Raw genomic sequence first — 23,820 nt, 5'->3', positions numbered from 1 at the left:
AAAGGTCTAAACCGGCAAAGCGGGGAACGCGGTACGCCTACGGTGCCAGACGTGAAGGACCGAGGGTTGCGTACGTTCGTCACGGTGCTGGCCGGCCTCGCGGTGATCTACTTCGGCAGCGCCGGCCGCAGCCCCGAGGAGGGCCGTGGCATCTCCGGCGGGGTCGTGGTCCTGGCGCTGCTCGCCGCGTTGCTGGTGTGGCACCTGACCCGCCCGGGCGACAAGACGGTCAAGTGAGCGCCTCAACGGGCGGCGACACGGGTGACCTCACCGGCGGACTCCTCACCCAGCGCCACCCGTACCAGCGCTGACGCGAGCCGGCCGAAGTCCGGTTCGTCGACGAGACCGGCGAGCCGGTCCGGGGACCCCGGCAGGCCCAGCCGCTTCGCCCCGGCCAGGGCCCGACGGTCGGCGTACGGGCGCACGTCCGACCAGACCGTCTGCGCCTCGCGCAGGTAGATGTCCGCGCCGGTGGGGCCGATGCCGGGGAATTCGGTGAGCCGCCGCCGCAGCCCGGCCGGGTCGCCCTGGGCCTCCCGGTGCAGGCGTCGCAGGTCACCGTGCCAACGGTCCAGGCACAGTCGGGCGCCGGTGCCGAGCATGGTGGCGGTCCGCTCGTCGTAGCGGCGGTAGTGGCCCCGCCCCAACGCGTCGACGCGCTCCTGCCAACTGGCCGCCTCCATCGCCTGTGGGGTGCGGTAGCCGGCGGCGAACAGTTCCCGCGCCGCGTCCACCGCCACGCACGCGCGGATCCGGGTGCTCAGCAGCGTGGTCAGCACCAGCAGCTGGTACAGCGGCCCCGGCCGGTCGGCGAGCCGGATGCCGGCCTCCTCCGCGTACGTGCGGCCGCGCCGGTCGAGTAACACCCGCACCACACTTCGATCATTGCCCACCCGGTCGGGTTACCCACTTGAGGAGCCGCTAGCCGTCGCACCGCTGGCCGAGGCCGGAATGCCATCGGGGCGGGCGGGTATGCCGACTGTGGAGGCGGCTTCTGCCGCCTGCCGTACCGGAGGGAGACACCCCGTGACGAACCCGCAGCAGCAGGAGTTGCGCCGCAACGCACTGGGCGCCACCAGCCAGGACAACAAGGGCCCCGCCCCGGGCGGGCATCCGGCCAACCGCGGCTCGTCGCGCGGTGACGCCGGTCGTCCGGTGCCCAAGGGGCAGGTGTCGCCGTACGGCCCGGCCGGTGAGCCGGTGGCCGAGGACGACAGCGACACCCGCTGACGGACCTAGCGACCGCGGCCTGGCGGCCGTCGCAACCTGTTCCAGGTGGCGGCGGCCGCCAGCCCGTACGCGATGTGCGGAATGATGTCGGAGATCCAGTCGGAGCGCCGCCACGTACGCGGGTCGCTGATCCCGAGCACGGTGATCGACCCGTCGGTCATGGTCATGACGCCCGCGCCGAGCAGACCGGTGGCCACCGGCATCGGCTGACGTCGACCACCGGCGTAGAGCGCGAACCCGACGCCCGCGGCGACGCCCAACCCGTAACCGATCAGCGGCCCGAGGCCCGAGCGGCGGTTGGCCGCCCGGGCCCCGTTTCCCAGGTCGACGTGCGCGATCCCGGCCAGCCGGTCGACGGTCTCCTGGGGGACGTCGCTCTCCGGCCGTCCCCGCAGTGCCATGTCCAGGTAGCTGACCACGTTCAGCGCGGTGCTGCCGACGGCGCCTGCGATCGCGCCGTCGGCCACGTCGACCGTCCTCACTTCGGGTCGCCCGGTTCGCGCTCGCTCTTCGGGCCGTACGTCCGGTCGCCGCGCACCACGCCTCGTTGACCGCGATCCTCCTGGAGGATCCTGTTCGCGACCTGGTTGGCCTTGCCGTCGGGTACTCGGCGTCCGGAGTCGTCGATCGCGTTACGCAACCGCGCGCGCTGCTTGTCGTACGCGTTACTGCCCGGCCGTGGTCCTGGCATCTGTGCCTCCTTCGTCGGTCTGGGCACCTGGTGCTGCCCGCCGTCCGCTGGGCGTACCGCGGCCGTCTACCCGTCTGGCGGCGGACCAACCCCGGCGCACTACCGGGGCGCCCGGACCACGACCACCGGGCACTGCGCGTGGTGCAGCATCGACTGGCTCACCGACCCCAGCAGCAACCCGGTCACCTCGCCGCGCCCGCGCCCACCGACGACCGCCAGTTGGGCGGAGCGGGACGCTTCGGCGAGCACAGTGCCGGGTCGGCCGTGCACCACCTGGCAGGTCAACCGCAGACCCTGGTGGGCCTCGGTGAGCCCGGTCAGCCACCCGGCGAGCATCTGTTCCTGCTCGCCGCGCAGCTTCGCCTCGTCGTACACCAGGGGTTGCATGTCGCCCGGGCCGCTGCTGCCGGGATGTCGGTAGGCGTGCACCGCCATCAGCGGCACGCCGAGTGACACTGCGGTCTCGGCGGCGAAGTCCGCCGCCAGCCGGGAGGCGTCCGAGCCGTCCACGGCGACCAGGACCGGCTCGTCGGGGCGTTGCGTGCCGCGCGCGACCAGCACCGGGCAGTCGGCGTACGCGGCGACCTGCACCGCGACCGAGCCGACCAGCAGCGCGGAGAACCCACCCAGCCCGCGATCGCCGAGCACGATGAGCGCGGCGGTGGGGGACTCGCCCACCAGCACCGCGGAAGCCTCACCGTCGATGATCTCGCCGGAGATCGACAACCCGGGCACTGTCGCCTCGGCCTCGCGCACCGCGGCCTCGACGAGTTCCTCGGCCCGGTGGCGCAGCCCACCGCCGGGAGGCGCGTCCGGGGCGGGGGAGACGGGTACGTGCAGCAGCGGCCAGATGAAACCGTGCACGACCCGCAGTGGTCGGTGCCGGCGGGCCGCCTCGGTGGCGGCGAGGCGCACGGCGCGCAGCGCCGACTCCGAGCCGTCGACGCCGACCACCACCGCCGCGTTGTTCGCCGAGTTCACGGCCCCACCTCCGCTCGCGGCCAGTATCGCGGGCCCGGACGCCCCCGCGTCGCGATACCGCCGAGCGCGTCCCGGTCGGTACGCTGGCGACGACCGGGGAGGGAGCGCCGCCGATGGGTGAACCAGACCAGCCGAGCACCGCTCGCATGATCAACTTTTGGCTCGGCGGGCAGCATCACTTTCCCGTGGACGTGGCCGCCGCGAACGCGTTCGAGCAGGCGTATGGGCCGTGCGCGCCGGTGTTCCGCGAGCTGCGGGCGTTCCTGGGCCGGGCGGTGCGGGCCATGGCCGAGCAGGGCGTGGACGGGTTCCTGGTGTTCGGCGCCGGGGTGCCGACGATGGGCAACGTGCACGAGGTCGCCGCCGACGCGACGGTCCTCTACACCGACGTCGACCCGGTCACCATCCGACTGGGACAGAGCATCCTCGCCGGCAGCGACCGGGCCGGCTACGGCTTCGGCGACGCGACCGACATCGGCACCGTCGACCCGGCGCAGCTGCACCGTTTCGTGGCGGGGTGGGGTCGGCGGCCGGTCGGAGTGGTCTTCCTGGGGCTGGCCGCGTTCCTCGACGACGCCACGCTGACCCGCACCCTCGACGAGCTGTACGCTGCCGCGGCGCCGGGCAGCCTGCTCGCTGTGGACTTCGACACCGAGGAGCTGGCCGGTCACCCGCAGGCGCTGGCCATGATGGGGCCGCAGTTCCGGATGCGTCCACCGGCGGCGTTCGCGCCCCTGCTGGGTCGGTGGGTGCCCACGGCGGACGGGATCGTCCCGGTTGCCGAGTGGCGCCCGGAAGGCCCGCCGGCCGAGGTGCCCGACGCGTTCCACGGTGTGCTCGCGACCCGCGCGGGTGACTGACCGCGCCGATCACCCGTCCGGTGGCGTCCGTATGATGCTTGCCCTACAGCAAGCTTCGGGGGAGGTCGACGATGGTAGACGCGCCGGACGTGGTGTCGCGCGCGTTGCGCGAGGCTCCGCCCGACCAGTTGGCGGAGGCGGCGGACCGGGCGATCCGGTCCGCGATGGGCGCGCTGCGCACCGACGTCTTCGTCGCCGACTACCGGATCAGCGGCCTGTGGCCGGTGCTGGATCCGGACCTGCCGGCGGCCGGTTTCCTGGCCTGCCACACCATGGCGCAGCGCTGCTTCAGCAGCCAGCAGCCGGTCCGCGATGGTGAGGGCCCCTGCCGGCTCTACCTGCCGTTGACCGTGTGGGGCGAGCGGCTGGGTGTGCTGCTGATCGAGCTGCCGGCCGTACCGAACGCGGCGGTCACCGGTCGGGCGACGGACATCGCCGGCGCTCTGGCGGTGGCGATGCGCGCGGCGGACCGGGAGACCGACCGCTACCGGCGGGCCCGCCGTCGGGAGCGACTGACGATGGCCGCCGAGATGCAGTGGGACCTCCTGCCCGGTCGTGGTGTGTCCCACCACGCGTTCGACCTCGCCGGCCAGCTCGAACCGGCGTACACGGTGGGTGGCGACCACTTCGACTGGTCGCTGGACGGCGACCGTCTCACCGTGACGGCGCTCAACGGCGAGGGCAACGGGCTGGCGGCGTCGCTGCTGACAGCCGTCACTGTCAACGCGATGCGCAACGCGCGTCGCTCCGGTGGCGGCCTGGTGGAGCAGGCCGAGCTGGCATCGGACACGGTCTTCTACCAACACCGGGGCGCCCGGTACGTGGCCACCCTGCTGCTTGAGGTGGACACTCGCCTCGGCCGGGTGCGGGCCGTCGACGCGGGCTCTCCCCACCTGTTGCGGATGCGCGGGTCCACTGTCGAGCCGATGAAACTCGATCAGCAGCTGCCGCTGGGCATGTTCGCCGAGACCCGCTACGAGCTTCAGGAGATGCAACTCGTCCCCGGTGACCGGCTCTTCGTCGTCAGCGACGGGGTGTGGGCTGCCGAGCCGCCGGGCCAGGAGCCGTACGGGCAGCGGGCGATGGCACGTTCCCTGCGCGCCACGCGGTTGCAGCCGCCGGCCGAGGCGGTTGGTACGGTGATGCGCGAACTACACGCCTATCACGCAGATTCTGATCTGCGTGACGACGCCGTCGTGGTCTGTCTGGACTGGCACGGTCCACGCGAGCGGAGCATGGCGTGAGTTTCGCCGCCGCATTGCCGGGCGGGCACCAGCGCGACAACGGCAGGGGACATCAGGTGGACCGACCTGCGGATCTCGCCACGGCGATCACCACGGCCGCCGAGACGCTGATCGCCGTGCTGGAGTCGGCCGGGTCGCGGCACCAGGTGCCGCCCACCCAGCTGAGGGTGCTCACGCTGATCAGCGGTCGTCCGGAGACCAACGTCAACGGCCTGGCGGAGCTGCTGGACGTGGTGCCCTCGTCGGCGAGCCGCCTGTGCGACCGGTTGGAGGCGACCGGGCTGCTGCGTCGGGTGGCCGATCCGCGTGACCGGCGTGAGGTGCGGTTGGTGCCGACCGCTGCGGCGCTGACCCTGCTGGGGGAGTTGGCCGAGCGGCGGCAGCGCGCGGTGCAGGCGGTGCTGGACCGGATGCCGGCGCGGATGCAGCACGAGCTGCTGCTGGCGCTGGCCGGGTTCGCTCGGGCGGCGACGTCGGTGCCCGAGCAGCAGACCGATCCCGCCGTCCAGACGGCCTGAGCGCCACCACTCTTCCACTAGTATCCTAGGACGCTTTACGCGTGGTGATCCACGCCACAGTGCGACACCGCCGCACCGGCAGGCCGCAGCGGCGGCCGGCCAGCGAGAGGAAGCCCGATATAGTGGCAGCGCACCTACCCGGCCCGCGATCATCGAGATCGCGGGCCGTATCAGGGCAGGGGGCCCCGCCCGGGGCCACAGGGGAGAGCCGGCGCTGGTCGGCCCGACAGCGCGTACGACCCTCAGCCGCGCCCGGCGCCGGCCGGGGGCCCGCGTGCCGTGGAGGAGGATCGGTGTCGCGTCGGCCGGCTCGGGCAGAGCAACCGCGGGACACCGGTGACGAGACTCCCGGCAACCAGGTCCTCACCCTGCCCAACCTGATCAGCTTCGGGCGGCTGCTGGGCGTGCCGCTCTTCCTCTACCTGTTCCTGGTGGCGCGGGCCGACGTGGCGGCGGTCGTGGTGCTGGCCATCGGGGGCACCACCGACTGGGTCGACGGCTGGATCGCCCGCCGCCTGCACCAGGTCAGCCGCCTGGGCGAGTTGCTCGACCCGCTCGCCGACCGGCTCTACATCCTCGCCACCCTGATCGCCTTCACCGCGCGGGAGGTGGTGCCGTGGCAGTTCACCGCGGCGCTGCTGGCCCGTGAGGTGCTCCTGCTGGCCTCGCTGGCGGTGCTGCGTCGTTACGGCTACGGTCCGCCGCCGGTGCACTACGTGGGCAAGACCGCCACGTTCCTGCTGCTCGCGGCGTTCCCGGTGCTGCTGTTGGCCAGCGCGGCCACCGACGTGGCGACGGCGGCGAGCGCCATCGGTTGGGCGTTGGCCTGGTGGGGGCTGGTGCTGTACTGGGTGGCCGGCGCGATGTACGTCGTGCAGGCGGCCCGGCTGGTGCGCGCGGCGCGCGGTCCGGGAGCGGCGGCGTGAGCGCGCCTCGGCTGGGAAAGCCCGGCCAGGACCGGGTGTACGCGCCGGACTTCCTCACCGAGCTGTTCCGCAACCCGCTGGATCCGGGGTACGCGGACGCGGCTGCCGCCCGTCGGCGCTCGGCGGAGTCCGCTCCGGCGCGCGGGTGGCGGGCCTTGCCGGCACGGTCGGTGAGCCTGGTCGTGGTGGTGATGCTCGGTTTCCTGTTCGCGGTCGCGTACCGGCAGACGATGGCGGACGAGCCGGGGCGCAGCCAGGCCCGTTCGGGTCTGGTGGCGCAGATCAAGGAGCGGGAGCGCCAGACCGATCGGTTGTCCACTCGGGCGGACCAGCTGCGCGAGGAGGTCAGTCGGCAGCGGGACGCGGCGTTGACCGGTTCGGCCGCCGCCCGGTTGCGCAACCTGGAGGCGAGTACCGGGTTGGGCCGGGTCCGCGGTGATGGTGTGGTGGTGCGGTTGGCGGACGCGCCGGACAAGGCGGACGCGGTCACCGGTGCCGGCGCGGGGCCGCCGCGGGTGCTCTACAGCGACCTGCAGGGTGTGGCGAACGCGTTGTGGAGTGCTGGCGCGGAGGCGATCGCCATCAACGGGCAGCGGTTGACGTCGACGTCGACGATCCGGTCGGCGGGTGAGGCGATGCTCGTTGATTTCCGGCCGGTGACCGGGCCGTACGAGGTGTCGGCGATTGGGCCGGGTTCGATGCGGCGCAAGTTCGAGGACAGCCGGAATGCGGCGCTGATGCGGAAGGTCGCGCAGGGGACGGGGTTGTCGTTCGGTGTGCGGGAGGCGGATGACCTCACCCTGCCGGCGGCGCCGGAGCCGCAGCTACGCTACGCCAAGCCGTCGGTCAGTCCGAGCCCTTCCGCGTCGGGTGTCCGTTCCGGCAGTCCCGGGTCGTCCGGTCCGCGGACGACTGTTAGCCCCTCCGGAGGTGGCCGATGATCGCGGTGTTGGCGTTGCTCGCCGGTGTGGTGCTGGGCGTGTGGCTTGATCCCACGGTGCCGGCGGCGTTGCAGCCGTACCTGCCGATCGCGGTGGTGGCCGCGTTGGACGCGGTTTTCGGTGGGGTGCGGGCCCGGTTGGACCGCATCTTCGACGACAAGCAGTTCGTGGTGTCGTTCATTTCGAACGTGCTGGTGGCTGGTCTGATCGTGTATCTGGGTGACCAGTTGGGGGTGGGTGGGCAGTTGTCCACCGGTGTGGTCGTTGTGTTGGGGGTGCGTATCTTCGGCAACGTGGCGGCGATCCGTCGGCACCTGTTCCGGGCGTAGGTTGGGTTGCGATGAGTGACGAGCAGACCGACACGGGGACCGGGTGGCCGCAGCCGGTGGGTCCGGTGCGGCCGGGTGGGCCGGCGGGTGAGCCGGATCCGCGGCCGGATGCGCCGGATCCGGATGAGTTGAGCCCGTTGGCGCCGCAGGCGCCGGCGGATGACGAGCCTGTGGCGGAGCCAGGTGTGGAGCCGGTCGACGATGGTGCGACGGTGGACCTGAGCGCGGTGTCGCGGTCGGGGGAGCAGCCGGTTGCGGGTTCCGACGGGTTGGCGGAGCCGGTGACGGAGTCGGCGGCGCCGGTGGTGGCTGGCCGGTCCCGGTGGAGTGCGGCCGGGGTGATGATCGCCGCGTTGTTGGCGTTGCTGGGGTTCACGTTGGTCGTGCAGTTGAAGACGACGTCGACGGACCCGACTCTGGGTGCCACCCGTCAGGAGGACCTGGTCCGGATCCTGTCGGATCTGGATGCGCGGGAGAATCGCCTGCAGCAGGACATCCGGGCTCTGGAGGACAGCCAGCGGCAGTTGCGCTCGGGTGAGCAGGGTCGTCAGGCGGCGTTGGATGAGGCGACGCGGCGGGCGGACGAGTTGGGCATCCTGGCGGGGACGTTGCCGGCTGTGGGTCCGGGGTTGACTGTGCAGTTCGACGCCGGTGTGAAGCCGATTTCGGCGAACCGGGTGTTGGACGCGGTGCAGGAGCTGCGCGGTGCGGGCGCCGAGGCGATGCAGATTTCCGGTGGGGATCGGGCGACGGTGCGGATCATCGCGTCGACGTACTTCCTCGATGGGGAGAACAACGCGTCGTTGATCGTGGAGGGGCGTCGGTTGTCGGGGCCGTACACGATCACGGTGATCGGTGATCCGGCGACGATGCGTACGGCGTTGAACATTCCTGGTGGGGTGGTGGCGTCGGTCCGGGGTGACGGCGGTAACGTGACGTTTGGGGAGCGTGAGGTTGCCGAGGTTTCGGCGCTGCACGTGCCGATCAAGTTGGAACACGCCCGTCCGGTCTCCTGACCGGCGCGGCCGCGCCGGACCCGGGTGGTCCGGGGCACCGATGGATGAAGGACGCGTCTGGTGATTCCCGAGGATCTGCGATACACCGCCGAGCATGAGTGGGTGGCGGGTGACGGCACGGCTTCGGTCCGGGTCGGCATCACCCACTTCGCGCAGGACGCGCTCGGTGACATCGTGTACGTGCAGTTGCCCGAGGCGGGTGCGGTGGTCGCGGCCGGTGACTCGTTGGGTGAGATCGAGTCGACCAAGAGCGTGTCGGAGATCTACGCGCCGGTGGCCGGTACGGTGGCGGCGCGCAACGATGCGTTGGCTGACACGCCTGAGCTGATCAACACTGATCCGTACGGTGAGGGTTGGTTGGTGGAGATCACGCCGAACGATCCGACTGCGACGGATGGGTTGCTGACGGCGGCCGCGTATCAGAAGATCACCGAAGGCTGAGTGTGCTTGATCCGGTGCGCGGGATGTCTGCGCGCGTCCGGTTGCCCTGCATTTCGGCGCTGGCTAGGCTCGCCCAGTCGACCGAGAACCCAATAGTTGAGCGTTGCGGAATTGCCTTCCCGGGCACGGGGAGCCAGCCGCCGGGTGTTCAAGTGCCCGGCGGCCAGACCCGCCATTACCCGACGCCGACCGAACAGATCCGTGAGGTGGTCCCATGACGCGGCCAGACGACGAGTTCCCCCCACTCGACGTCACTTCGACGCTCAATCTCGGTTCGCTCGACGAAGTGCTGGAGGGGCCGGATACCGATGTGGTGCCGAGCCGGATGTCCGGTTCGTTGCCGCCGGGTATGGCGCTGCTGGTGGTTCGTCGAGGCCCGAATGCGGGTGCCCGGTTCCTGTTGGACCACGATGTGACGACCAGTGGCCGGCACCCGGACAGTGACATCTTCCTGGATGACGTGACGGTGTCGCGTCGGCACGCGGAGTTCCACCGTGATGGTGGGACGTTCACGGTGCGGGACGTGGGTAGCCTGAATGGCACGTACGTCAATCGTGAGCGGGTCGAGGCGGCCACGTTGAGCAATGGTGACGAGGTTCAGATCGGTAAGTTCCGGGTGGTGTTCATCGCCGGTCCGCGCCCGGAGGAGGAGGCCGGCCGGGGGTGAACGAGCCTGCGGCCTCCATGTCACCCGGGGCGGCTCGGTCTGAGCCGCTGATGAGCATCGGTGAGGTGCTTGGGCAGTTGCGGGTGGATTTTCCGGATACCACGATTTCGAAGCTGCGGTTTCTTGAGGCCGAGGGTTTGGTCGAGCCGCAGCGGACGGCGGCGGGTTACCGGAAGTACAGCTGGGACGATGTGGCGCGGTTGCGGTTCGTGTTGACCGCGCAGCGGGACAGGTACCTGCCGTTGCGGGTGATTCGGGAGCAGTTGGCCCAGTGGGATTCGTCCGGTGAGCAGCCGGAGCGGTCGCGGCCGGCGTTGGTTGCGGTTGGTCCTGATGGTGCGGTGCCGGGTCGTGAGTTCGCGGAGCCGGCCGAGTCGTCGCAGGTGCGGCTCGGCCGGGCGGATCTGGTGGCGCGCAGTGGGATCGACGAGTCGACGTTGGTGGAGTTGGAGCGGCTCGGTGTGCTGGTGTCGGATCCGCCGGGTTGGTATGACGGTGATGCTCTGATCATCGCGTCGGCGGTGGCGGGGTTGGCGGCGTACGGGTTGGAGCCGCGGCACCTGCGGGGTTATCGGACGGCGGCGGACCGGGAGGTCGGTTTGTTCGCGCAGTTGGTGGCGCCGTTGGCGCGGCAGAGTGATCCGGCGGCGCGGGCGCGGGCGGCGGAGACGGCGCGGGAGTTGGTGGCGTTGTCGGAGCAGTTGCACGCGGCGTTGGTGCGGGTGGGGCTGCGGTCGACGTTGGGTCGGTGAGGGTGCCCGGTGGGTGGCGGCTGAGCGGAAAGATCTCTTCCGGGAAGCGTGCCGTAGGCTTGCCGGGGTAACCCCTTTTCGGCGCGGGCGTGGTGCTGTAGCGCATGGGACGGCCGTGTTGCGGTCCGTGTACCGTGCAGGGAAAGGCGCGGTGCGGCGTAGGTGACAACGACACGGAGGCGGCGGTGCGCGAGCTGAGCGTGGTCGGAGTTCGGGTGGAGCTGCCCAGCAACCAGCCGATCGTCCTGCTCAGGGAGGTCGAGGGGGACCGCTATCTGCCGATCTGGATCGGCGCGGTCGAGGCGACGGCTATCGCTTATGAGCAGCAGGGGGTCAAGCCGGCCCGGCCGTTGACGCATGACCTTCTGCGGGACGTGTTGGCGGCGTTGAAGGCGCCCTTGCAGGCGGTGGAGATCACCGAGCTGAAGGAGAACGTCTTCTACGCTGATCTGTTGATCGGCGATGGGGTGCGGGTGTCGGCGCGGCCGAGCGATTCGATCGCGTTGGCGTTGCGGGTTGGTGCGCCGATTCGTTGTGCGGAGCAGGTCCTCAGCGAGGCGGGGATCGTTATCCCTGATGAGCAGGAGGACGAGGTGGAGAAGTTCCGCGAGTTCCTGGAGCAGGTGCGTCCGGAGGATTTCGCGGGCTGAGGTGTGCCTGGGCTCTGTTGGTGATCTTTCTCGGTGGCTGCGCGGCGTGTCGCGTCGGTTCCTCCGTGGTAACCCCTGACGGTGGCGATAGGGTTTCCATGTCGAGGGGTGCGCGTCGGAGGAAACGATGCGTCGCCACACTGACGGGGAGGTTGTCCGGATGCACGAGCCGCGGGATTCCGATCCGGGTGCAGAGTTCGACGAGTCGGGTGCCTCGTCGCCAGGTGTGGCGGCTGAGGGTGACGGTTCGGTTGGTTACCGGGGTGTGACGGCCTGCCATGCGGTGGGCATCAGTTACCGGCAGTTGGATTACTGGGCGCGGACGACGCTGGTGGTGCCGAGCGTTCGTGATGCCTCGGGTTCGGGGACGCAGCGGTTGTATTCGTTCCGGGACCTGGTGGTGTTGAAGGTCGTGAAGCGGTTGTTGGATGCGGGGGTGTCCCTGCAGAACATCCGTAAGGCGATCGAGGCGTTGCGGTCGCGTGGTGTGGAGGATCTGGCGGGGATCACGCTGATCTCTGATGGGACGACGGTGTACGAGTGCCGGTCTCCGGAGGAGGTGGTCGACCTGTTGCAGGGTGGCCAGGGGGTCTTCGGCATCGCGATCGGTGGGGCTTTCAAGGAGATCCAGGGGTCGTTGTCGCATCTGCCGGCGGAGCCGGCGACGAGCGGCCCGGTGGAGCCGGTGGTGGCGGCGGGCCCGGATCCGGTGGGTGACGAGTTGGCGGCGCGGCGGGCGCGGCGGCGCGCCGGCTGACAGTTCGATCTTTCGGTTTTTTTCCGGTTGTTTTCTCGCGACCGTCGGTGACGGTGGCGAGGGTTGATCGACCGTGTCGGTCCACTGTGGATACTGTGGGTGTCGTGTCGGTTGCCCATTGTGGAGATACCCATCGGTAGTGGTGACGCACCGTGTCGTCGTGTTGTCGGGAATCCGATAAGGGGGCGCTGACCGGGGGCGGTTGACACGCTATGGTCCCTCACGGTTCTGGACCCTTCACCCCCGGAAGGAACGACCGTGACTGTTACGGAAGAGACTGTTCCCGCCTCGCACTACGACCGCATTGGCGGTGCCAGTTCGGTCAAGGCGGCGGTTGAGCTGTTCTACGACAAGGTGCTCGCGGACCCGGAGTTGGCGGGCTATTTCGCTGGCGTGGACATGGCGGGTCAGCGGCGGCATCTGGCGTTGATGTTGACGGTGGTGCTGGGTGGCCCGAACGAGTACACGGGTCGCGGGTTGGACGAGGCGCACCAGCCGTTGAACATCACGGCGGGCCACTACGCGAAGGTGGGCGAGTACCTGACGGTGACGCTGACCGAGCTCGGAGTGCCGGCGGACGTCATCGCCGATGTGCAGACGGTGCTGGGGCAGGTGCAGGGCCAGGTGGTGGCTGCCGGGAACAGGTCGGGCGTCTGAGCGTGGACGCCGCTCGCCTCAAGCAGAGCTGGTCGGTGGTCGCCGGTCACGGCGACCAGGTGCCGCTCTACTTCTACTCGACGTTGTTCCTCGCTCATCCCGAGACGCGGCAGATGTTCCCCACGAACATGGCTGGTCAGCGGGATCGCCTCGTGACCGCGTTGGGTCACATCGTGTCCAACGTGGACCAGGTGGATCGGCTGGTGGGTTTCCTGCAGGATCTCGGCGCGGATCACCGCAAGTTCGCGGTCCGCGCGGAGCATTATCCGGCGGTCGGTGAGGCGCTGGTGGCGACGTTGCAGCATTTCCTCGCCGAGCAGTGGACCGACGAGTTGGCTGCGGACTGGACGGCGGCGTACGGGTTGGTCGCCCAGGTGATGGTGGAGGCCGCGCAGGCCGCTGAGGCGGTCAATCCGCCGTGGTGGGTGGCGGAGATCGTGGCGCATGAGCGGCGGGCGTTCGACGTGGCGGTGTTGACGGTGCGTCCGCAGTATCTGTTGCCGTTCACGCCGGGTCAGTCGATCGGGGTGTCGCACCCGTCGGTGCGGTCGTGGCGGTACTACTCGCCGGCGAACGCGCCGCGGGCGGACGGCACGTTGGAGTTGCATGTGCGGGCCGCGCCGGGTGGTGCGGTGTCGTCGCGGCTGGTGTACGGGTCGGCGGTGGGGGATCCGGTCCACCTGGCGGCGCCGGTGGGGGACCGGCTGGGGTTGTGGGCGGCGGGCTCCAGTGACCTGTTGCTGTTGGTGTCGGGTACCGGCTGGGCGCCGATGAAGGCGTTGGTGGAGCAGGTGGCCGCGGAGGGTTCCCGCCGGCGGGTGGACCTGTATGTGGGGGCCCGGTCCCGTAGCGAGTTCTACGACAGCGATGCGATCGACAAGTTGGCGTCGTCGTATCCGTGGTTGACGGTGACGTACGTGGTCGGTGCCGACATGCACCGGCCGGGGGAGTTCGTACAGGCGGTGGACCGGGCGTTGGCCGACGGTGACTGGCGGTCCCGGCACGTGTTCGTGTGTGGGTCGGACGAGATGGTGTCGCACGCGGTGCGGACGTTGGTGCAGGCGGGCTACCACGCGGGTCAGGTGCACCACGAGGGCCTGGGCGCGCAGTGGTACGGCCCGGCGTGGCGCACGGCGGTGCAGCAGTCGGCTGCGGGTGGCACTTCGGGAGGTGGGCACAGGTGAGTGCGACGCCGATCAGTCGGTATGACGGGGTGCAGGTGTCCGGCGGTGTGCAGGTGCGGATGACCGCCGACCGGGTTCGGCGGTGGGAGTTCGGTGCGGCGTCGTTCGCTCGGCGTGGTTACGACAACGCTGATGTGGACCGGTTCCGGGTGCAGGTCGCTGACGAGTTGGACCTGTTGGCGACGCAGATCGCGACGTTGCGGGCGGAGAACGAGCGGCTGACCGACCGGGTGGAGTTGCACCGGCACGGGGTGATCCCGAGTACGGGGGCGGCGGCGAAGCTTCCGGCGGCGCGTGAGGTGAATCTGCTGTCGGCGGCGCAGCGGGAGGCCGAGCAGATAATCGCGCAGGCGCATGACTACGCGCGTCGGGTCGCCGAGTACGCCCGGGTGCAGTACGAGAGTTACCTGCACGCGGCGGAGGCGGAGGCGAAGCAGGAGGCGGAGCGGGCGGTGGCGGAGTACCGCAGCGCGGCGGGGTCGAGCTTCGACGACACGGTGGCGACCCGGGAGGCGTTGCGGATCTTCGGCGAGATGATGGTGTCGCACATGCAGGCGGCGGCGCGGCATCTCGACGACGGCAGTGAGCAGTTGGCGCGCACCATGGATCGGATCGCGGCGGAGACGCCGGGGGCGCCGTTCGTGGGTGGTGTGGTGGGTCAGTCGGCGTTGCCGCGGCACCAGCAGCGCTGAGTCGCCGGGTGGGGTGCGCTGACGTGGACCCCACCCGGTGCGCTGGCGGCGGTGGCATAGTCGGAGGGGTCAGGCGGGGCTGACCGGTGGCCCGCTCCGGGGAGAGGTGCCGTCGTGTCGGTATCACCGTCTCCATCCGGCAGATCGGCGGACCCGCTGACCGCGTTGGAGGCGTCGGCGTGGGCGCTGGCGGCCGCTGTCGGCACCATGAGTGACGCCCTGTCGGCCCCGCTCGCCGAGGTCCTCGCGGCGTCGCCGCACCGCAGCGCGGTACTGGAAGCGGCCGGTCTGCTGTCCTGGGACGGCGGGACGCCGGTCGCGCACCCGTCGCTGGTGCCTGCCGACGGGCCGACCGGGCGCAGCGCGGTGCAGGCGCGGTTGAGTTCGCTGCGGCAGGCGGTCGCCGCGGCGGCGCAGGAGCCTTCCGGCGGGGGTGGCGCGGGCTGGGCGCAGGTCGACGACGAGGTGTTGCTGCATCAGGGTCGGGCGTCGGCGGCGACCGGCCGGGCGTTGGCGACCCGGGTGGTGCCCGAGTTGGCGGGGCTGGCGGAGCGCTTGGACTCGGCGGATGCCCGGGTGCTGGACGTGGGCACCGGCGTGGCGGCGTTGGCTGTCGCCCTGGCCCGCGCGTTGCCCCGGGTGTCGGTGGTGGGCATCGACGTGCTGCAGCGGGCGTTGGACCTGGCCCGCGGGGAGTTGGCCGAGGCGCGCGACGTCGCGGACCGGATCAGTGTGCGCCGGCAGGACGTCGCGGACGTGGCCGAGCCGGATGGGTACGACCTGGTGTGGGTGCCGGCGCCGTTTCTTCCCCAGCAGACGTTGGCGCTCGCGTTGCCCCGGTTGGTGCAGGCGCTGCGACCCGGTGGCTGGCTGGTGGCTGGCACCAATCCGCCGGCCGGGGACCCGTTGCGGGCGGCCGTCGACCGGTGGAACGCCGTCCGCAACGGCGGCAACGCCTTCGACGCCGACCGGATGGCGGCGGTGCTGGCGGAGGCCGGGTTGGGTGACGTTCGGCGTTTTCCGACGGTCCCCGGTGGGCCGGTGTTGGTCGCCGCGCACCGCCCCGGCGGCTGAGGGCCACACCTGGCGGGTGGGTGTCAGCCGAGCCCCTGCGGCGCGACGGGTCGGTCAGCTGGCGGCGGCGCGGACGGCCTCGACGATCGGGGTGGGTCCGTCGACGAGTTCCAGTGTCGCGCCGGTGGTGCCCGGTTCGTCGAGCAGCGCGGCGAGGACGTGGGCGACGTCGGTGCGGCTGATCGCGCCACTACCGGCGTGTGGGGTGAGGGTGACCCGCCCGGTGGGTGGGTCGTCGGTGAGCCGGCCGGGTCGCAGCACCGTCCAGGCCAGGTCGCGGCGGCGCAGGTCGTCCTCTGCGGCGCGTTTGGCGCGCAGGTACGCCGCCCACACGTCGTCGGTGCCGGGGGCGGGTGGCGTGTCCACGCCCATGGAGGAGACGAGCAGGTAGCGGTGGACGCCGGCGTGGGTGGCGGCGTCGGCGAGCAGCGCGGCGGCGGCCCGGTCGACGGTGTCCTTGCGGGCGGCGCCGCTGCCGGGACCCGCGCCGGCGGCGAAGACCACCGCGTCGGCGCCGTGCAGATGCTCGGCCACCTGTTCCGGCGGTGTGTGTTCCAGGTCGCAGACGACGGGGGTGGCGCCGGCGGCGCGTAGCGTCGCGGTCTGCTCAGGGTTGCGGATGAGGCCGACGGCGGTGTCGCCGCGCCCGACGAGGTGGCGTTGCAACAGTAGGGCGATCCTGCCGTGGCCTCCGGCGATGACGACGCGCATGCGCCCAACCTACCGGCGTCATCGGCTTGACCTTGACCTTCGGGCAACCCTGAGCCTGGTGGGTGCCGGTCGCCGTGACCGGCGCGAGGAGGATGTCGACGTGGGGCTGATGACCATCGGGGCGTTCGCCCGGGCGGCGAGGCTGACGCCGAAGGCGTTGCGCCTGTACGACCAGGGTGGGCTGCTGGTGCCGGCCGCTGTCGATCCAGAGTCCGGTTACCGGCTCTACGACCCGGCTCAACTGCCGGTGGCGCGGCTGGTCGCCCAGTTGCGTCGGCTCGGTATGCCGCTGGCGACGATCCGGGTCGTGTGTGACCTGGAGCCGGCAGCGGCGGCTGACGCGGTCACCGCGTACTGGCGGCAGGTCAGCGCCGACACCGCGGCCCGCGCCCGGCTCGCCACCCTCCTCGTGGACCACCTGTCTGAAGGGGGTACCACCATGTCTGACCCGAATCCCACAGTCGTCGTTCGCTCTGCCGCCGGTTGTGACACCGGGCTGGTGCGCGACAGCAACGAGGACACCGCGTACGCCAGCGAGCGGTTGCTCGCCGTGGCCGACGGGATGCGGGGGCCCGGCGGCGCGGCCGCCAGCGCCGCCGCCGTCGACGCCCTGAAGCCGTTGGCCCTGACCGACGTGCCGGGCGCGGACCTGCTGACGATGCTGGGCGGCGCGGTGAGCGCCGCCGACAGTGCCGTGCACGGGTTGGCCACCGACACCGACCAGCCCGTCACGACGCTGACCGCGCTGCTGCTCAGCGGTTCCCGGCTGGCGCTGGTGCACGTCGGTGACACCCGGGCCTACCTGCTGCGCGGCGGTGAGTTGTCGTTGCTCACGCAGGATCACACCTGGGTGCAGGCGCAGGTTGATCAGGGTCGGCTCGACCGGGACCAGGCCGCGACGCATCCGCAGCGCGCGGTGCTGGTGCGTGCCCTCGGTGGCGGCCGGCAGGTCGAGGCGGATCTGGCGCTGCGTACCGCGGTGCCGGGTGACCGGTACCTGTTGTGCTCCGACGGGCTGTCCGCGGTCGTCGACCGGGCCGGGTTGGGGTCGGCGTTGGCTGCGACGGACGATCCCGAGGACACGGTGCGGGCGCTGATCGATCTGGCGCGGGCCGAGGGGGCCCCGGACAACATCGCCTGCGTCGTCGCCGACGTCCTAGCCGCATAACCGTCATCGCCGCATGGCCGTCGTCCGCGCCGGGTGGGGCCGCCCACCCGGCGCGGGCTCGGCGTCAGCGGCCCGGTTGAGGCAGCATGGAGAGGTGATGGAGAGCTTCGACGCGTTGCACTCGCTGGTGGCCGGTGGCGGGGTGGTGGTGCTCAGCGGCGCCGGCCTGTCCACCGAGTCGGGAATTCCGGACTACCGGGGGCCCAGCGGGGTCGCGCGGCGGCACACGCCGATGACCTTCCAGGCGTTCACCCGCGATCCCCTCGCGCGGCGCCGCTACTGGGCGCGCAGCCACCTGGGCTGGCGGCTGATCGCGGGCGCGGCGCCCAACGCCGGGCACCGGGCGGTGGCCGGGTTGCAGCACGCCGGGCTGGTCGACACGGTCATCACCCAGAACGTCGACGGTCTGCACGGTGCGGCCGGCAGCCCGTCGGTGATCGAGTTGCACGGCCGCCTCGACGAGGTGACCTGCCTGGACTGCGGCAACCTCACCTCCCGGGAGGAACTGCACCGGCGGTTGCGCGAGGCCAACCCGGAGTTCGTGGCCCGCGTCGCCGCCGTCAACCCGGACGGTGATGTTGATCTCCCCGATGAGCAGGTGGAGGCGTTCCGGCCGGTGGACTGCGGGATCTGCGGCACCGGGATGCTGAAACCAGACGTGGTGTTCTTCGGTGAGACGGTGCCGCCGCAGCGGGTGGCGCGGTGTTTCGCGGCCGTGGAGCAGGCCCGCGCGTTGCTGGTGCTCGGGTCGTCGTTGACGGTGATGTCCGGGCGCCGGTTCGTGATTCGGGCCGCGAAACGGGGCATCCCGGTCGCGATCGTCAACCAGGGGCCGACCCGGGGTGACGGTCACGCCACCGTGTGCGTCGACGCGCCGCTGGGCGCGGTGCTGCCGCAGCTGGCCGCGCGGGTCGGCGCCGGGACGCCGCTGGGGGTCTGACGGGCCAGCCCCGGATGGGCACCCCGGCCAGGAGGGGGAACATCAGCCCCCCGGGGGTAGGACATCTGCCGGAAACACCGACGCTGGTAGCGTTGACCACGCCGGTAACACCCACGTGGGAGAGACCGCCCGACAGCACGCAGGGCGGCGCCGAAGGGGCAAATCCTCCCCGGAACCTCTCAGGCAAAAGGACCTCGTGGGCAGGCGCTGTGGAGTGCCCCTGTGGGTGCGACAGAGGGGGAGGCCGACACGTCGACCTCGCCCCGGGAGCGCCCCCTATGACCGTAGAGCAGTTCGCCACCCGTCACATCGGTCCCGGCCCCGACGATGAGCGTCGGATGCTGGAGGTCGTCGGGCACGACTCGATCGACGAGCTGATGGACGCCGCGATCCCCGAGGTGATCCGCTGGCACGGCACCCTCGACCTGCCCGCGGCGGCCACCGAGGCCGAGACGATCGCCGAGCTGCGGGCCCTCGCGGCGCGTAACACCGTCGCCGTCTCCATGATCGGGCTCGGGTACCACGGCACGCACACCCCGGCCGTGATCCGCCGCAACGTCCTCGAAGACCCGGCCTGGTACACGGCGTACACGCCGTACCAGCCGGAGATCAGCCAGGGCCGGTTGGAGGCGCTGCTGAACTTCCAGACCATGGTCACCGACCTGACCGGCCTGGCCACCGCGAACGCCTCCATGCTCGACGAGGGCACCGCGGCGGCGGAGGCGATGACCCTGGCGCGGCGGGCTTCCAAGAGCAAGAGCGGCGTGTACGTCGTCGACGCCGACGCGTTGCCGCAGACCATCGCGGTGATCACCAGCCGGGCCGAGCCGCTCGGCATCGACGTGCGGGTCCTCGACGTGCAGCGTGACGAGTTGCCGGCGGAGTTCTTCGGCCTGCACCTGCAGTATCCGGGGGCGTCCGGTGCGGTACGCGACCACGCCGGCCTCGTGGAGGCGGCGCACGCCGTCGGCGCCCTGGTGACCGTGGCGGCGGACCTGCTGGCGTTGACGCTGCTGCGCGCACCGGGGGAGATCGGCGCGGACATCGCCGCCGGCACCACCCAGCGTTTCGGCGTACCCATGGGCTTCGGTGGGCCGCACGCCGGTTACCTGGCGGTGCGGTCGGGCCTGGAGCGGATGCTGCCCGGGCGCCTGGTCGGGGTGTCGCGCGACGCGGACGGCAACCCGGCCTACCGGTTGGCGTTGCAGACCCGTGAGCAGCACATCCGCCGGGAGAAGGCGACCAGCAACATCTGCACCGCGCAGGTGCTCCTGGCCGTGATGGCCGGCATGTACGCCGTCTACCACGGCCCGGACGGGCTGCGCGCCATCGCGACGCGTACCCATGCGATGGCGGCGCGGGTCGCGGCCGGGTTGCGCGCCGGTGGGGTGGACGTCGCGGACGTCGCGTTCTTCGACACCGTCACCGCGACCGTGCCCGGGAGGGCCGCCGAGGTGGTGGCCGCCGCCGCGGAGCGTGGTGTCAACCTGCGGCTGGTCGACGCCGACCGGGTGGGGGTGTCCTGCGACGAGACCACGACCGACGCGCACCTGGCGCAGGTGTGGGCGGCGTTCGGGGTGCCCGCGTTCGACGCCGACGCGGACGCGGCGCTGCCCGTCGACCTGATTCGCGGCAGCGACTTCCTCACCCACCCGGTGTTCCGCAGCCACCACTCGGAGACGGCGATGCTGCGCTACCTGCGGCGGTTGTCGGACTTCGACTACGCCCTGGACCGGGGCATGATCCCGCTCGGGTCGTGCACGATGAAGCTGAACGCGACCACCGAGATGGAGCCGGTCAGCTGGGCGGAGTTCGCGAACATCCACCCGTTCGCCCCGGACGCGCAGACCGCCGGGTACCGGGAGATGATCGGTCAGCTGGAGTCGTGGCTGGCCGAGGTGACCGGGTACGACGCGGTCAGCGTGCAACCCAACGCCGGATCGCAGGGTGAGCTGGCCGGCCTGTTGGCGATCCGCTCGTACCACGCGTCGCGGGGGGAGACGCACCGCGATGTGTGTCTGATCCCGTCGTCGGCGCACGGCACGAACGCGGCGTCGGCGGTGATGGCCGGGATGCGGGTCGTGGTGGTGACCTGCGACGACGACGGCAACGTCGACCTCGTCGACCTCGACGCGAAGATCGACAAGCACCGCGACGCGCTCGCCGCGATCATGGTGACGTACCCGTCCACGCACGGTGTGTACGAGACGGGCATCGCGTCGCTGTGCGCGAAGGTCCACGACGCGGGCGGGCAGGTGTACGTCGACGGGGCGAACCTCAACGCCCTGGTCGGGTTCGCCAAGCCCGGCAAGTTCGGCGCGGACGTGTCGCACCTGAACCTGCACAAGACGTTCTGCATCCCGCACGGCGGCGGCGGCCCGGGGGTGGGCCCGGTGGCGGTGCGCGCGCACCTGGCGCCGTTCCTGCCCGGTGACCCGCTGGGCGCGCACGCCGACGCCACGCCGGCGATCTCGGCGGCGAAGTACGGGTCGGCGGGGATCCTGCCGATCCCGTGGGCGTACCTGCGGATGATGGGCGCCGAGGGGCTGACCCGGGCCACCGGTGTGGCGGTCCTCGCGGCGAACTACGTGGCGGCGCGGCTGCGGGGGCACTTCCCGGTGCTGTACGCCGGCAACAAGGGCCTGGTGGCCCACGAGTGCATCCTCGACCTGCGGCCGTTGACGAAGGCGACCGGGGTGAGCGTCGACGACGTGGCGAAGCGGCTGATCGACTACGGCTTCCACGCGCCCACGATGTCGTTCCCGGTGGCGGGAACGCTGATGGTGGAGCCGACCGAGAGCGAGGACCTGGCCGAGCTGGACCGGTTCTGCGACGCGATGATCGCGATCCGCGCGGAGATCGAGCAGGTGGGTTCCGGGGCGTGGCCGGCGGGGGACAATCCCCTGGCGAACGCGCCGCACACCGCGGCGATGGTCAGCGGTGACGAGTGGTCGCACGCGTACCCGCGGTCGGTGGGCGCGTACCCGGCCGGGGTGGACCGGGCCGGGAAGTACTGGCCGCCGGTGCGGCGCATCGACGGCGCGTACGGCGACCGGAATCTGGTCTGCTCGTGCCCGTCGCCGGAGGCGTTCGAGGACTGACGACGCCGCAGCCGGTCGAGACTGACGACGGCGCGCCGGGGCGGGCGGTACGGCCTGCCCCGGCAGCCGCTGCGACCTGGGCGGGGACGTCCCTTACCGGGGGACTAGCCTGGGTCGACGGCGGCTAAACGGTGACGCTGAGTGGTCGGTCAGGCCACGAGAGCGTGGCGGGCGGGGCCGCGGTGCGGTGCGATGCTGCTGCCGTCAGGAAGCAGCTCGCCGGTGTCCTCGAAGACGATGACGCCATTGCAGAGCAGGCTCCAGCCCTGCTCACGGAAGCAGGCGAGGACCCGCGCGGCTTCCCGGTCGGTGGCTTCAGCGGAGGGGCAGGTCGGTTGGTGCTGGCACATCGGGTTCTCCGGACTGTGGGGGCACTGTGTCATGGTTCACATGACCAGTGACGCACAGTACCAAGCGAAAGTGTCCAGCATCGAGCAGGTGCCCGCCTGGTGCACGGGAAATCCACTGAACGGATGAGGAAGGTTGGACCGTACGGCGTGGAAACGCTCCCAAAGGTGTTCGCTGCGAGCAGCGGCCCGGCTGCGACTGTCGATGTACCCGCCGCGCCGGCCGCGTGCCGGGGCGCGCTGACCGAACGCGCCCGTCTGCACTGGTCCCTCGGCGACGGCGGCGACCCCGCGGCCCTCGCCGAGGAGTTCCTCGCCGCGCACGGCCTACCCCTGCACGACCTGACCCGACCCGCCACCGGCCAGCACGGCGCCGGGGTCTGCGGCGCGGCGCTGTACCTGTCCGCCGCCGCCGGGGCGCTGCTGGCCGGCGCACCCACCGGGGCGCCCGAGCCCGCACCGGCCCTACCCGACCTCGTCGTCGTGGTCTACCAGCACGGCCCCACCCGGTTCACCCGGCCCGGACCACCGCCACCGTGGTGGCTGGGCGACTGGGTCGAGAGCTGGACCCCCGGCCAGCACGCCGACGCCGTCGACGCGGTCCGCGCCGCCATCGGCCGCGGCGACGTCTACCAGAGCAACCTCGTCGGCCACGCCGCCGCCCCCTACAGCGGCGACCCGCTGCCCGCCCTGAAGCGCCTCGGCGCGCTGCCCGGCGCCCGCTACGGCGGCGTCCTCACCGGCGACGGCTGGGCCATCGGCTGCGCCTCCCCGGAAACCCTCGTCGAGGTCACCGACGGGCAGGTGATCACCCGACCGATCAAGGGGACCCGCCCGGCCACCGCCGCCGGCCGCGCCGAGCTGCTCGCCAGCGCCAAGGAACGCGCCGAACACATCATGATCGTCGACCTGGAACGCAACGACCTCGCCCGCATCGCCCGCACCGGCACCGTCACCGTCGACGAACTGTTCGCCGTCCGCCGCTGGTGCGACCTGTGGCAGGCCGAGTCGACGGTGCGCGCCGCCGCCGCCGACGGCCTCGGCCTCGCCGACCTGCTGCGCGCCACCTGCCCCGGCGGCTCCGTCACCGGCGCCCCGAAACTCGCGGCCCTGAGCCAGATCAGCGCCCTCGAACCCGTCGGACGCGGCGCCAGCATGGGCGCGCTGGGCTGGGCCACCCCGGGCCACGTCGACCTGGGCCTGACCATCCGCACCGCCGCCGCCGACGGCCAACGACTGCACACCTGGGCCGGCGGCGGCATCACCTGGGACAGCGACGCACACGCCGAGGTCGCCGAGGCCGCCGCGAAGACCACCCCGATCCGCGCCACGCTGGCCGGGCGCTGACCGCGGCACCGCACGGCGATACGCTGAACCCCATGACCATGCGGCCCATCCGGATCATCGGCGACCCTGTCCTGCGCACCGGATGCGAGCCGGTCACCACCTTCGACGCCGAGCTACGCGCCCTCGTCACCGACCTGATGGACACCCTGCTCGGCGCCCCCGGTCGCGCCGGCGTCGCCGCACCGCAGATCGGCGTCAGCGCCCAGGTGTTCGTCTACGACGCCGACGGGCACCGCGGCCACCTCATCAACCCCACCCTCGAACTGTCCGACGAACTCCAGGACGACGAGGAGGGCTGCCTGTCCATCCCCGGGCTGTACTTCCCGACCGTGCGGGCCCTGCACGCCACCGCCCACGGCGTCGACCAGCACGGTGAGCCGCTGACCATCGCCGGCAGCGGGTTCCTGGCCCGCGCCCTGCAACACGAGACCGACCACCTGGGCGGGCGGCTCTACGTCGACACCCTGCGCGGCGACACCCGCCGGCGCGCCCTGCGCGAGATCCGCGCCGGACGCTTCGACTCACCCAGCCGACGCGGCTAAGGCCGGTTTCGTAAGGGCGGTCGAGCCGAGGCGGAGTCCGGGCGGCGATCCGGC

The 23,820-nt window shown here is 71.6% G+C and carries 29 protein-coding genes and 1 riboswitch; of the genes, 23 read left to right on the top strand and 6 right to left on the bottom strand.

The window, feature by feature from the left end; all coding sequences use genetic code 11:
• Positions 1–51 precede the first annotated feature (51 nt).
• The gene (locus ABZU43_RS17700) at positions 52–237 is read left to right on the top strand and encodes a hypothetical protein (RefSeq protein WP_036410487.1); all 186 of its coding nucleotides are present in this window, start codon (positions 52–54) and stop codon (positions 235–237) included.
• 5 nt (positions 238–242) lie between these two features.
• On the opposite strand, the gene ABZU43_RS17695 is transcribed toward ABZU43_RS17700, so the two are convergent.
• Positions 243–893, bottom strand: coding sequence for a hypothetical protein (locus tag ABZU43_RS17695; protein WP_355007566.1), 651 nt, complete (start codon positions 891–893; stop codon positions 243–245).
• Positions 894–1,026: 133 nt separating this feature from the next.
• On the opposite strand from ABZU43_RS17695, the gene ABZU43_RS17690 reads away from it, so the two are divergent.
• Positions 1,027–1,230, top strand: coding sequence for a hypothetical protein (locus ABZU43_RS17690; protein ID WP_355007565.1), 204 nt, complete (start codon positions 1,027–1,029; stop codon positions 1,228–1,230).
• Positions 1,231–1,235: 5 nt separating this feature from the next.
• Here ABZU43_RS17690 and ABZU43_RS17685 read toward each other — a convergent pair whose 3' ends face one another.
• From ABZU43_RS17685 to ABZU43_RS17675, 3 genes are all read right to left on the bottom strand, one after another.
• Positions 1,236–1,712 carry a hypothetical protein gene (locus tag ABZU43_RS17685; RefSeq protein WP_355007564.1) on the bottom strand — a complete coding sequence of 159 codons (477 nt, stop codon included), beginning with the start codon at positions 1,710–1,712 and terminating at the stop codon, positions 1,236–1,238.
• On the bottom strand, positions 1,709–1,921 hold the full coding sequence (locus ABZU43_RS17680) for a phosphatidylethanolamine-binding protein (RefSeq protein ID WP_088989541.1): 213 nt from the start codon (positions 1,919–1,921) through the stop codon (positions 1,709–1,711). The genes ABZU43_RS17685 and ABZU43_RS17680 overlap by 4 nt, the downstream gene beginning before the upstream one ends.
• A 99-nt stretch (positions 1,922–2,020) precedes the next feature.
• Positions 2,021–2,902 (bottom strand): universal stress protein, encoded by an 882-nt coding sequence (locus tag ABZU43_RS17675; RefSeq protein ID WP_355007563.1) that lies wholly within the window; start codon positions 2,900–2,902, stop codon positions 2,021–2,023.
• Between the two features lie 113 nt (positions 2,903–3,015).
• Here ABZU43_RS17675 and ABZU43_RS17670 point away from each other — a divergent pair, with 113 nt between their 5' ends.
• From ABZU43_RS17670 to ABZU43_RS17595, 16 genes are all read left to right on the top strand, one after another.
• Positions 3,016–3,762 carry an SAM-dependent methyltransferase gene (locus tag ABZU43_RS17670; RefSeq protein WP_355007562.1) on the top strand — a complete coding sequence of 249 codons (747 nt, stop codon included), beginning with the start codon at positions 3,016–3,018 and terminating at the stop codon, positions 3,760–3,762.
• A gap of 71 nt (positions 3,763–3,833) precedes the next feature.
• Positions 3,834–5,006, top strand: coding sequence for a PP2C family protein-serine/threonine phosphatase (locus ABZU43_RS17665; protein WP_355007561.1), 1,173 nt, complete (start codon positions 3,834–3,836; stop codon positions 5,004–5,006).
• A 56-nt stretch (positions 5,007–5,062) separates the two neighbouring features.
• A complete protein-coding gene (locus ABZU43_RS17660; RefSeq protein ID WP_355007560.1) occupies positions 5,063–5,524 on the top strand; it encodes a MarR family transcriptional regulator in 462 nt (153 codons plus the stop codon).
• A gap of 293 nt (positions 5,525–5,817) precedes the next feature.
• Positions 5,818–6,450 carry a CDP-alcohol phosphatidyltransferase family protein gene (locus ABZU43_RS17655; RefSeq protein WP_355007559.1) on the top strand — a complete coding sequence of 211 codons (633 nt, stop codon included), beginning with the start codon at positions 5,818–5,820 and terminating at the stop codon, positions 6,448–6,450.
• Positions 6,447–7,391, top strand: coding sequence for a DUF881 domain-containing protein (locus tag ABZU43_RS17650; protein WP_355007558.1), 945 nt, complete (start codon positions 6,447–6,449; stop codon positions 7,389–7,391). The genes ABZU43_RS17655 and ABZU43_RS17650 overlap by 4 nt, the downstream gene beginning before the upstream one ends.
• The gene (locus tag ABZU43_RS17645; protein WP_030327710.1) at positions 7,388–7,720 is read left to right on the top strand and encodes a small basic family protein; all 333 of its coding nucleotides are present in this window, start codon (positions 7,388–7,390) and stop codon (positions 7,718–7,720) included. The genes ABZU43_RS17650 and ABZU43_RS17645 overlap by 4 nt, the downstream gene beginning before the upstream one ends.
• A gap of 11 nt (positions 7,721–7,731) precedes the next feature.
• A complete protein-coding gene (locus ABZU43_RS17640; RefSeq protein WP_355007557.1) occupies positions 7,732–8,736 on the top strand; it encodes a DUF881 domain-containing protein in 1,005 nt (334 codons plus the stop codon).
• A 60-nt stretch (positions 8,737–8,796) separates the two neighbouring features.
• A complete protein-coding gene (gene gcvH, locus ABZU43_RS17635; protein ID WP_091397961.1) occupies positions 8,797–9,177 on the top strand; it encodes a glycine cleavage system protein GcvH in 381 nt (126 codons plus the stop codon).
• A gap of 214 nt (positions 9,178–9,391) precedes the next feature.
• Complete coding sequence (locus ABZU43_RS17630) at positions 9,392–9,844, top strand: FHA domain-containing protein (RefSeq protein ID WP_007071101.1); 453 nt, start codon at positions 9,392–9,394, stop codon at positions 9,842–9,844.
• 50 nt (positions 9,845–9,894) lie between these two features.
• Positions 9,895–10,596, top strand: a complete 702-nt coding sequence (locus ABZU43_RS17625) for a MerR family transcriptional regulator (protein ID WP_355007556.1) — start codon at positions 9,895–9,897, stop codon at positions 10,594–10,596.
• Between the two features lie 185 nt (positions 10,597–10,781).
• Positions 10,782–11,246, top strand: a complete 465-nt coding sequence (locus ABZU43_RS17620) for a bifunctional nuclease family protein (RefSeq protein WP_030327706.1) — start codon at positions 10,782–10,784, stop codon at positions 11,244–11,246.
• A 160-nt stretch (positions 11,247–11,406) separates the two neighbouring features.
• Positions 11,407–12,003 (top strand): MerR family transcriptional regulator, encoded by a 597-nt coding sequence (locus ABZU43_RS17615; RefSeq protein ID WP_355007555.1) that lies wholly within the window; start codon positions 11,407–11,409, stop codon positions 12,001–12,003.
• A 258-nt stretch (positions 12,004–12,261) separates the two neighbouring features.
• Entirely contained in the window at positions 12,262–12,660 is a 399-nt protein-coding gene (locus tag ABZU43_RS17610) for a group 1 truncated hemoglobin (protein WP_355007554.1), read from the top strand.
• A gap of 2 nt (positions 12,661–12,662) precedes the next feature.
• Complete coding sequence (locus tag ABZU43_RS17605; RefSeq protein ID WP_355007553.1) at positions 12,663–13,844, top strand: globin domain-containing protein; 1,182 nt, start codon at positions 12,663–12,665, stop codon at positions 13,842–13,844.
• Positions 13,841–14,536 (top strand): cell division protein DivIVA, encoded by a 696-nt coding sequence (locus ABZU43_RS17600; RefSeq protein WP_355007552.1) that lies wholly within the window; start codon positions 13,841–13,843, stop codon positions 14,534–14,536. Before ABZU43_RS17605 ends, ABZU43_RS17600 begins: the two co-directional genes overlap by 4 nt.
• Before the next feature lie 114 nt (positions 14,537–14,650).
• The gene (locus tag ABZU43_RS17595) at positions 14,651–15,610 is read left to right on the top strand and encodes a class I SAM-dependent methyltransferase (protein WP_355007551.1); all 960 of its coding nucleotides are present in this window, start codon (positions 14,651–14,653) and stop codon (positions 15,608–15,610) included.
• Positions 15,611–15,664: 54 nt separating this feature from the next.
• On the opposite strand, the gene ABZU43_RS17590 is transcribed toward ABZU43_RS17595, so the two are convergent.
• Positions 15,665–16,321 carry an NAD(P)H-binding protein gene (locus tag ABZU43_RS17590; RefSeq protein ID WP_355007550.1) on the bottom strand — a complete coding sequence of 219 codons (657 nt, stop codon included), beginning with the start codon at positions 16,319–16,321 and terminating at the stop codon, positions 15,665–15,667.
• A gap of 100 nt (positions 16,322–16,421) precedes the next feature.
• Between ABZU43_RS17590 and ABZU43_RS17585 the strand changes: the two genes are divergently transcribed.
• The 3 genes from ABZU43_RS17585 to gcvP all read left to right on the top strand — a co-directional run bounded on the left by ABZU43_RS17585 (position 16,422) and on the right by gcvP (position 21,530).
• On the top strand, positions 16,422–17,489 hold the full coding sequence (locus ABZU43_RS17585) for a MerR family transcriptional regulator (RefSeq protein ID WP_355007592.1): 1,068 nt from the start codon (positions 16,422–16,424) through the stop codon (positions 17,487–17,489).
• Between the two features lie 97 nt (positions 17,490–17,586).
• A complete protein-coding gene (locus ABZU43_RS17580; RefSeq protein ID WP_355007549.1) occupies positions 17,587–18,429 on the top strand; it encodes an NAD-dependent protein deacetylase in 843 nt (280 codons plus the stop codon).
• A 106-nt stretch (positions 18,430–18,535) separates the two neighbouring features.
• Positions 18,536–18,634, top strand: a riboswitch (glycine riboswitch).
• 73 nt (positions 18,635–18,707) lie between these two features.
• Positions 18,708–21,530: an aminomethyl-transferring glycine dehydrogenase gene (gene gcvP / locus ABZU43_RS17575; RefSeq protein WP_355007548.1), complete on the top strand. Its 2,823-nt coding sequence runs from the start codon at positions 18,708–18,710 to the stop codon at positions 21,528–21,530.
• Between the two features lie 149 nt (positions 21,531–21,679).
• On the opposite strand, the gene ABZU43_RS17570 is transcribed toward gcvP, so the two are convergent.
• Positions 21,680–21,880: a DUF5999 family protein gene (locus tag ABZU43_RS17570; protein ID WP_007460326.1), complete on the bottom strand. Its 201-nt coding sequence runs from the start codon at positions 21,878–21,880 to the stop codon at positions 21,680–21,682.
• A gap of 96 nt (positions 21,881–21,976) precedes the next feature.
• Between ABZU43_RS17570 and ABZU43_RS17565 the strand changes: the two genes are divergently transcribed.
• Both ABZU43_RS17565 and def read left to right on the top strand, forming a co-directional pair.
• The gene (locus tag ABZU43_RS17565; protein WP_355007591.1) at positions 21,977–23,224 is read left to right on the top strand and encodes a chorismate-binding protein; all 1,248 of its coding nucleotides are present in this window, start codon (positions 21,977–21,979) and stop codon (positions 23,222–23,224) included.
• 32 nt (positions 23,225–23,256) lie between these two features.
• On the top strand, positions 23,257–23,766 hold the full coding sequence (def, locus tag ABZU43_RS17560) for a peptide deformylase (RefSeq protein WP_210783845.1): 510 nt from the start codon (positions 23,257–23,259) through the stop codon (positions 23,764–23,766).
• The last annotated feature ends 54 nt before the right edge of the window (positions 23,767–23,820 follow it).

This window comes from Micromonospora sp. NPDC005205, assembly GCF_040608275.1.
Lineage (GTDB): Bacteria > Actinomycetota > Actinomycetes > Mycobacteriales > Micromonosporaceae > Micromonospora.
This window is presented reverse-complemented; position numbering and strand designations above follow the sequence as displayed.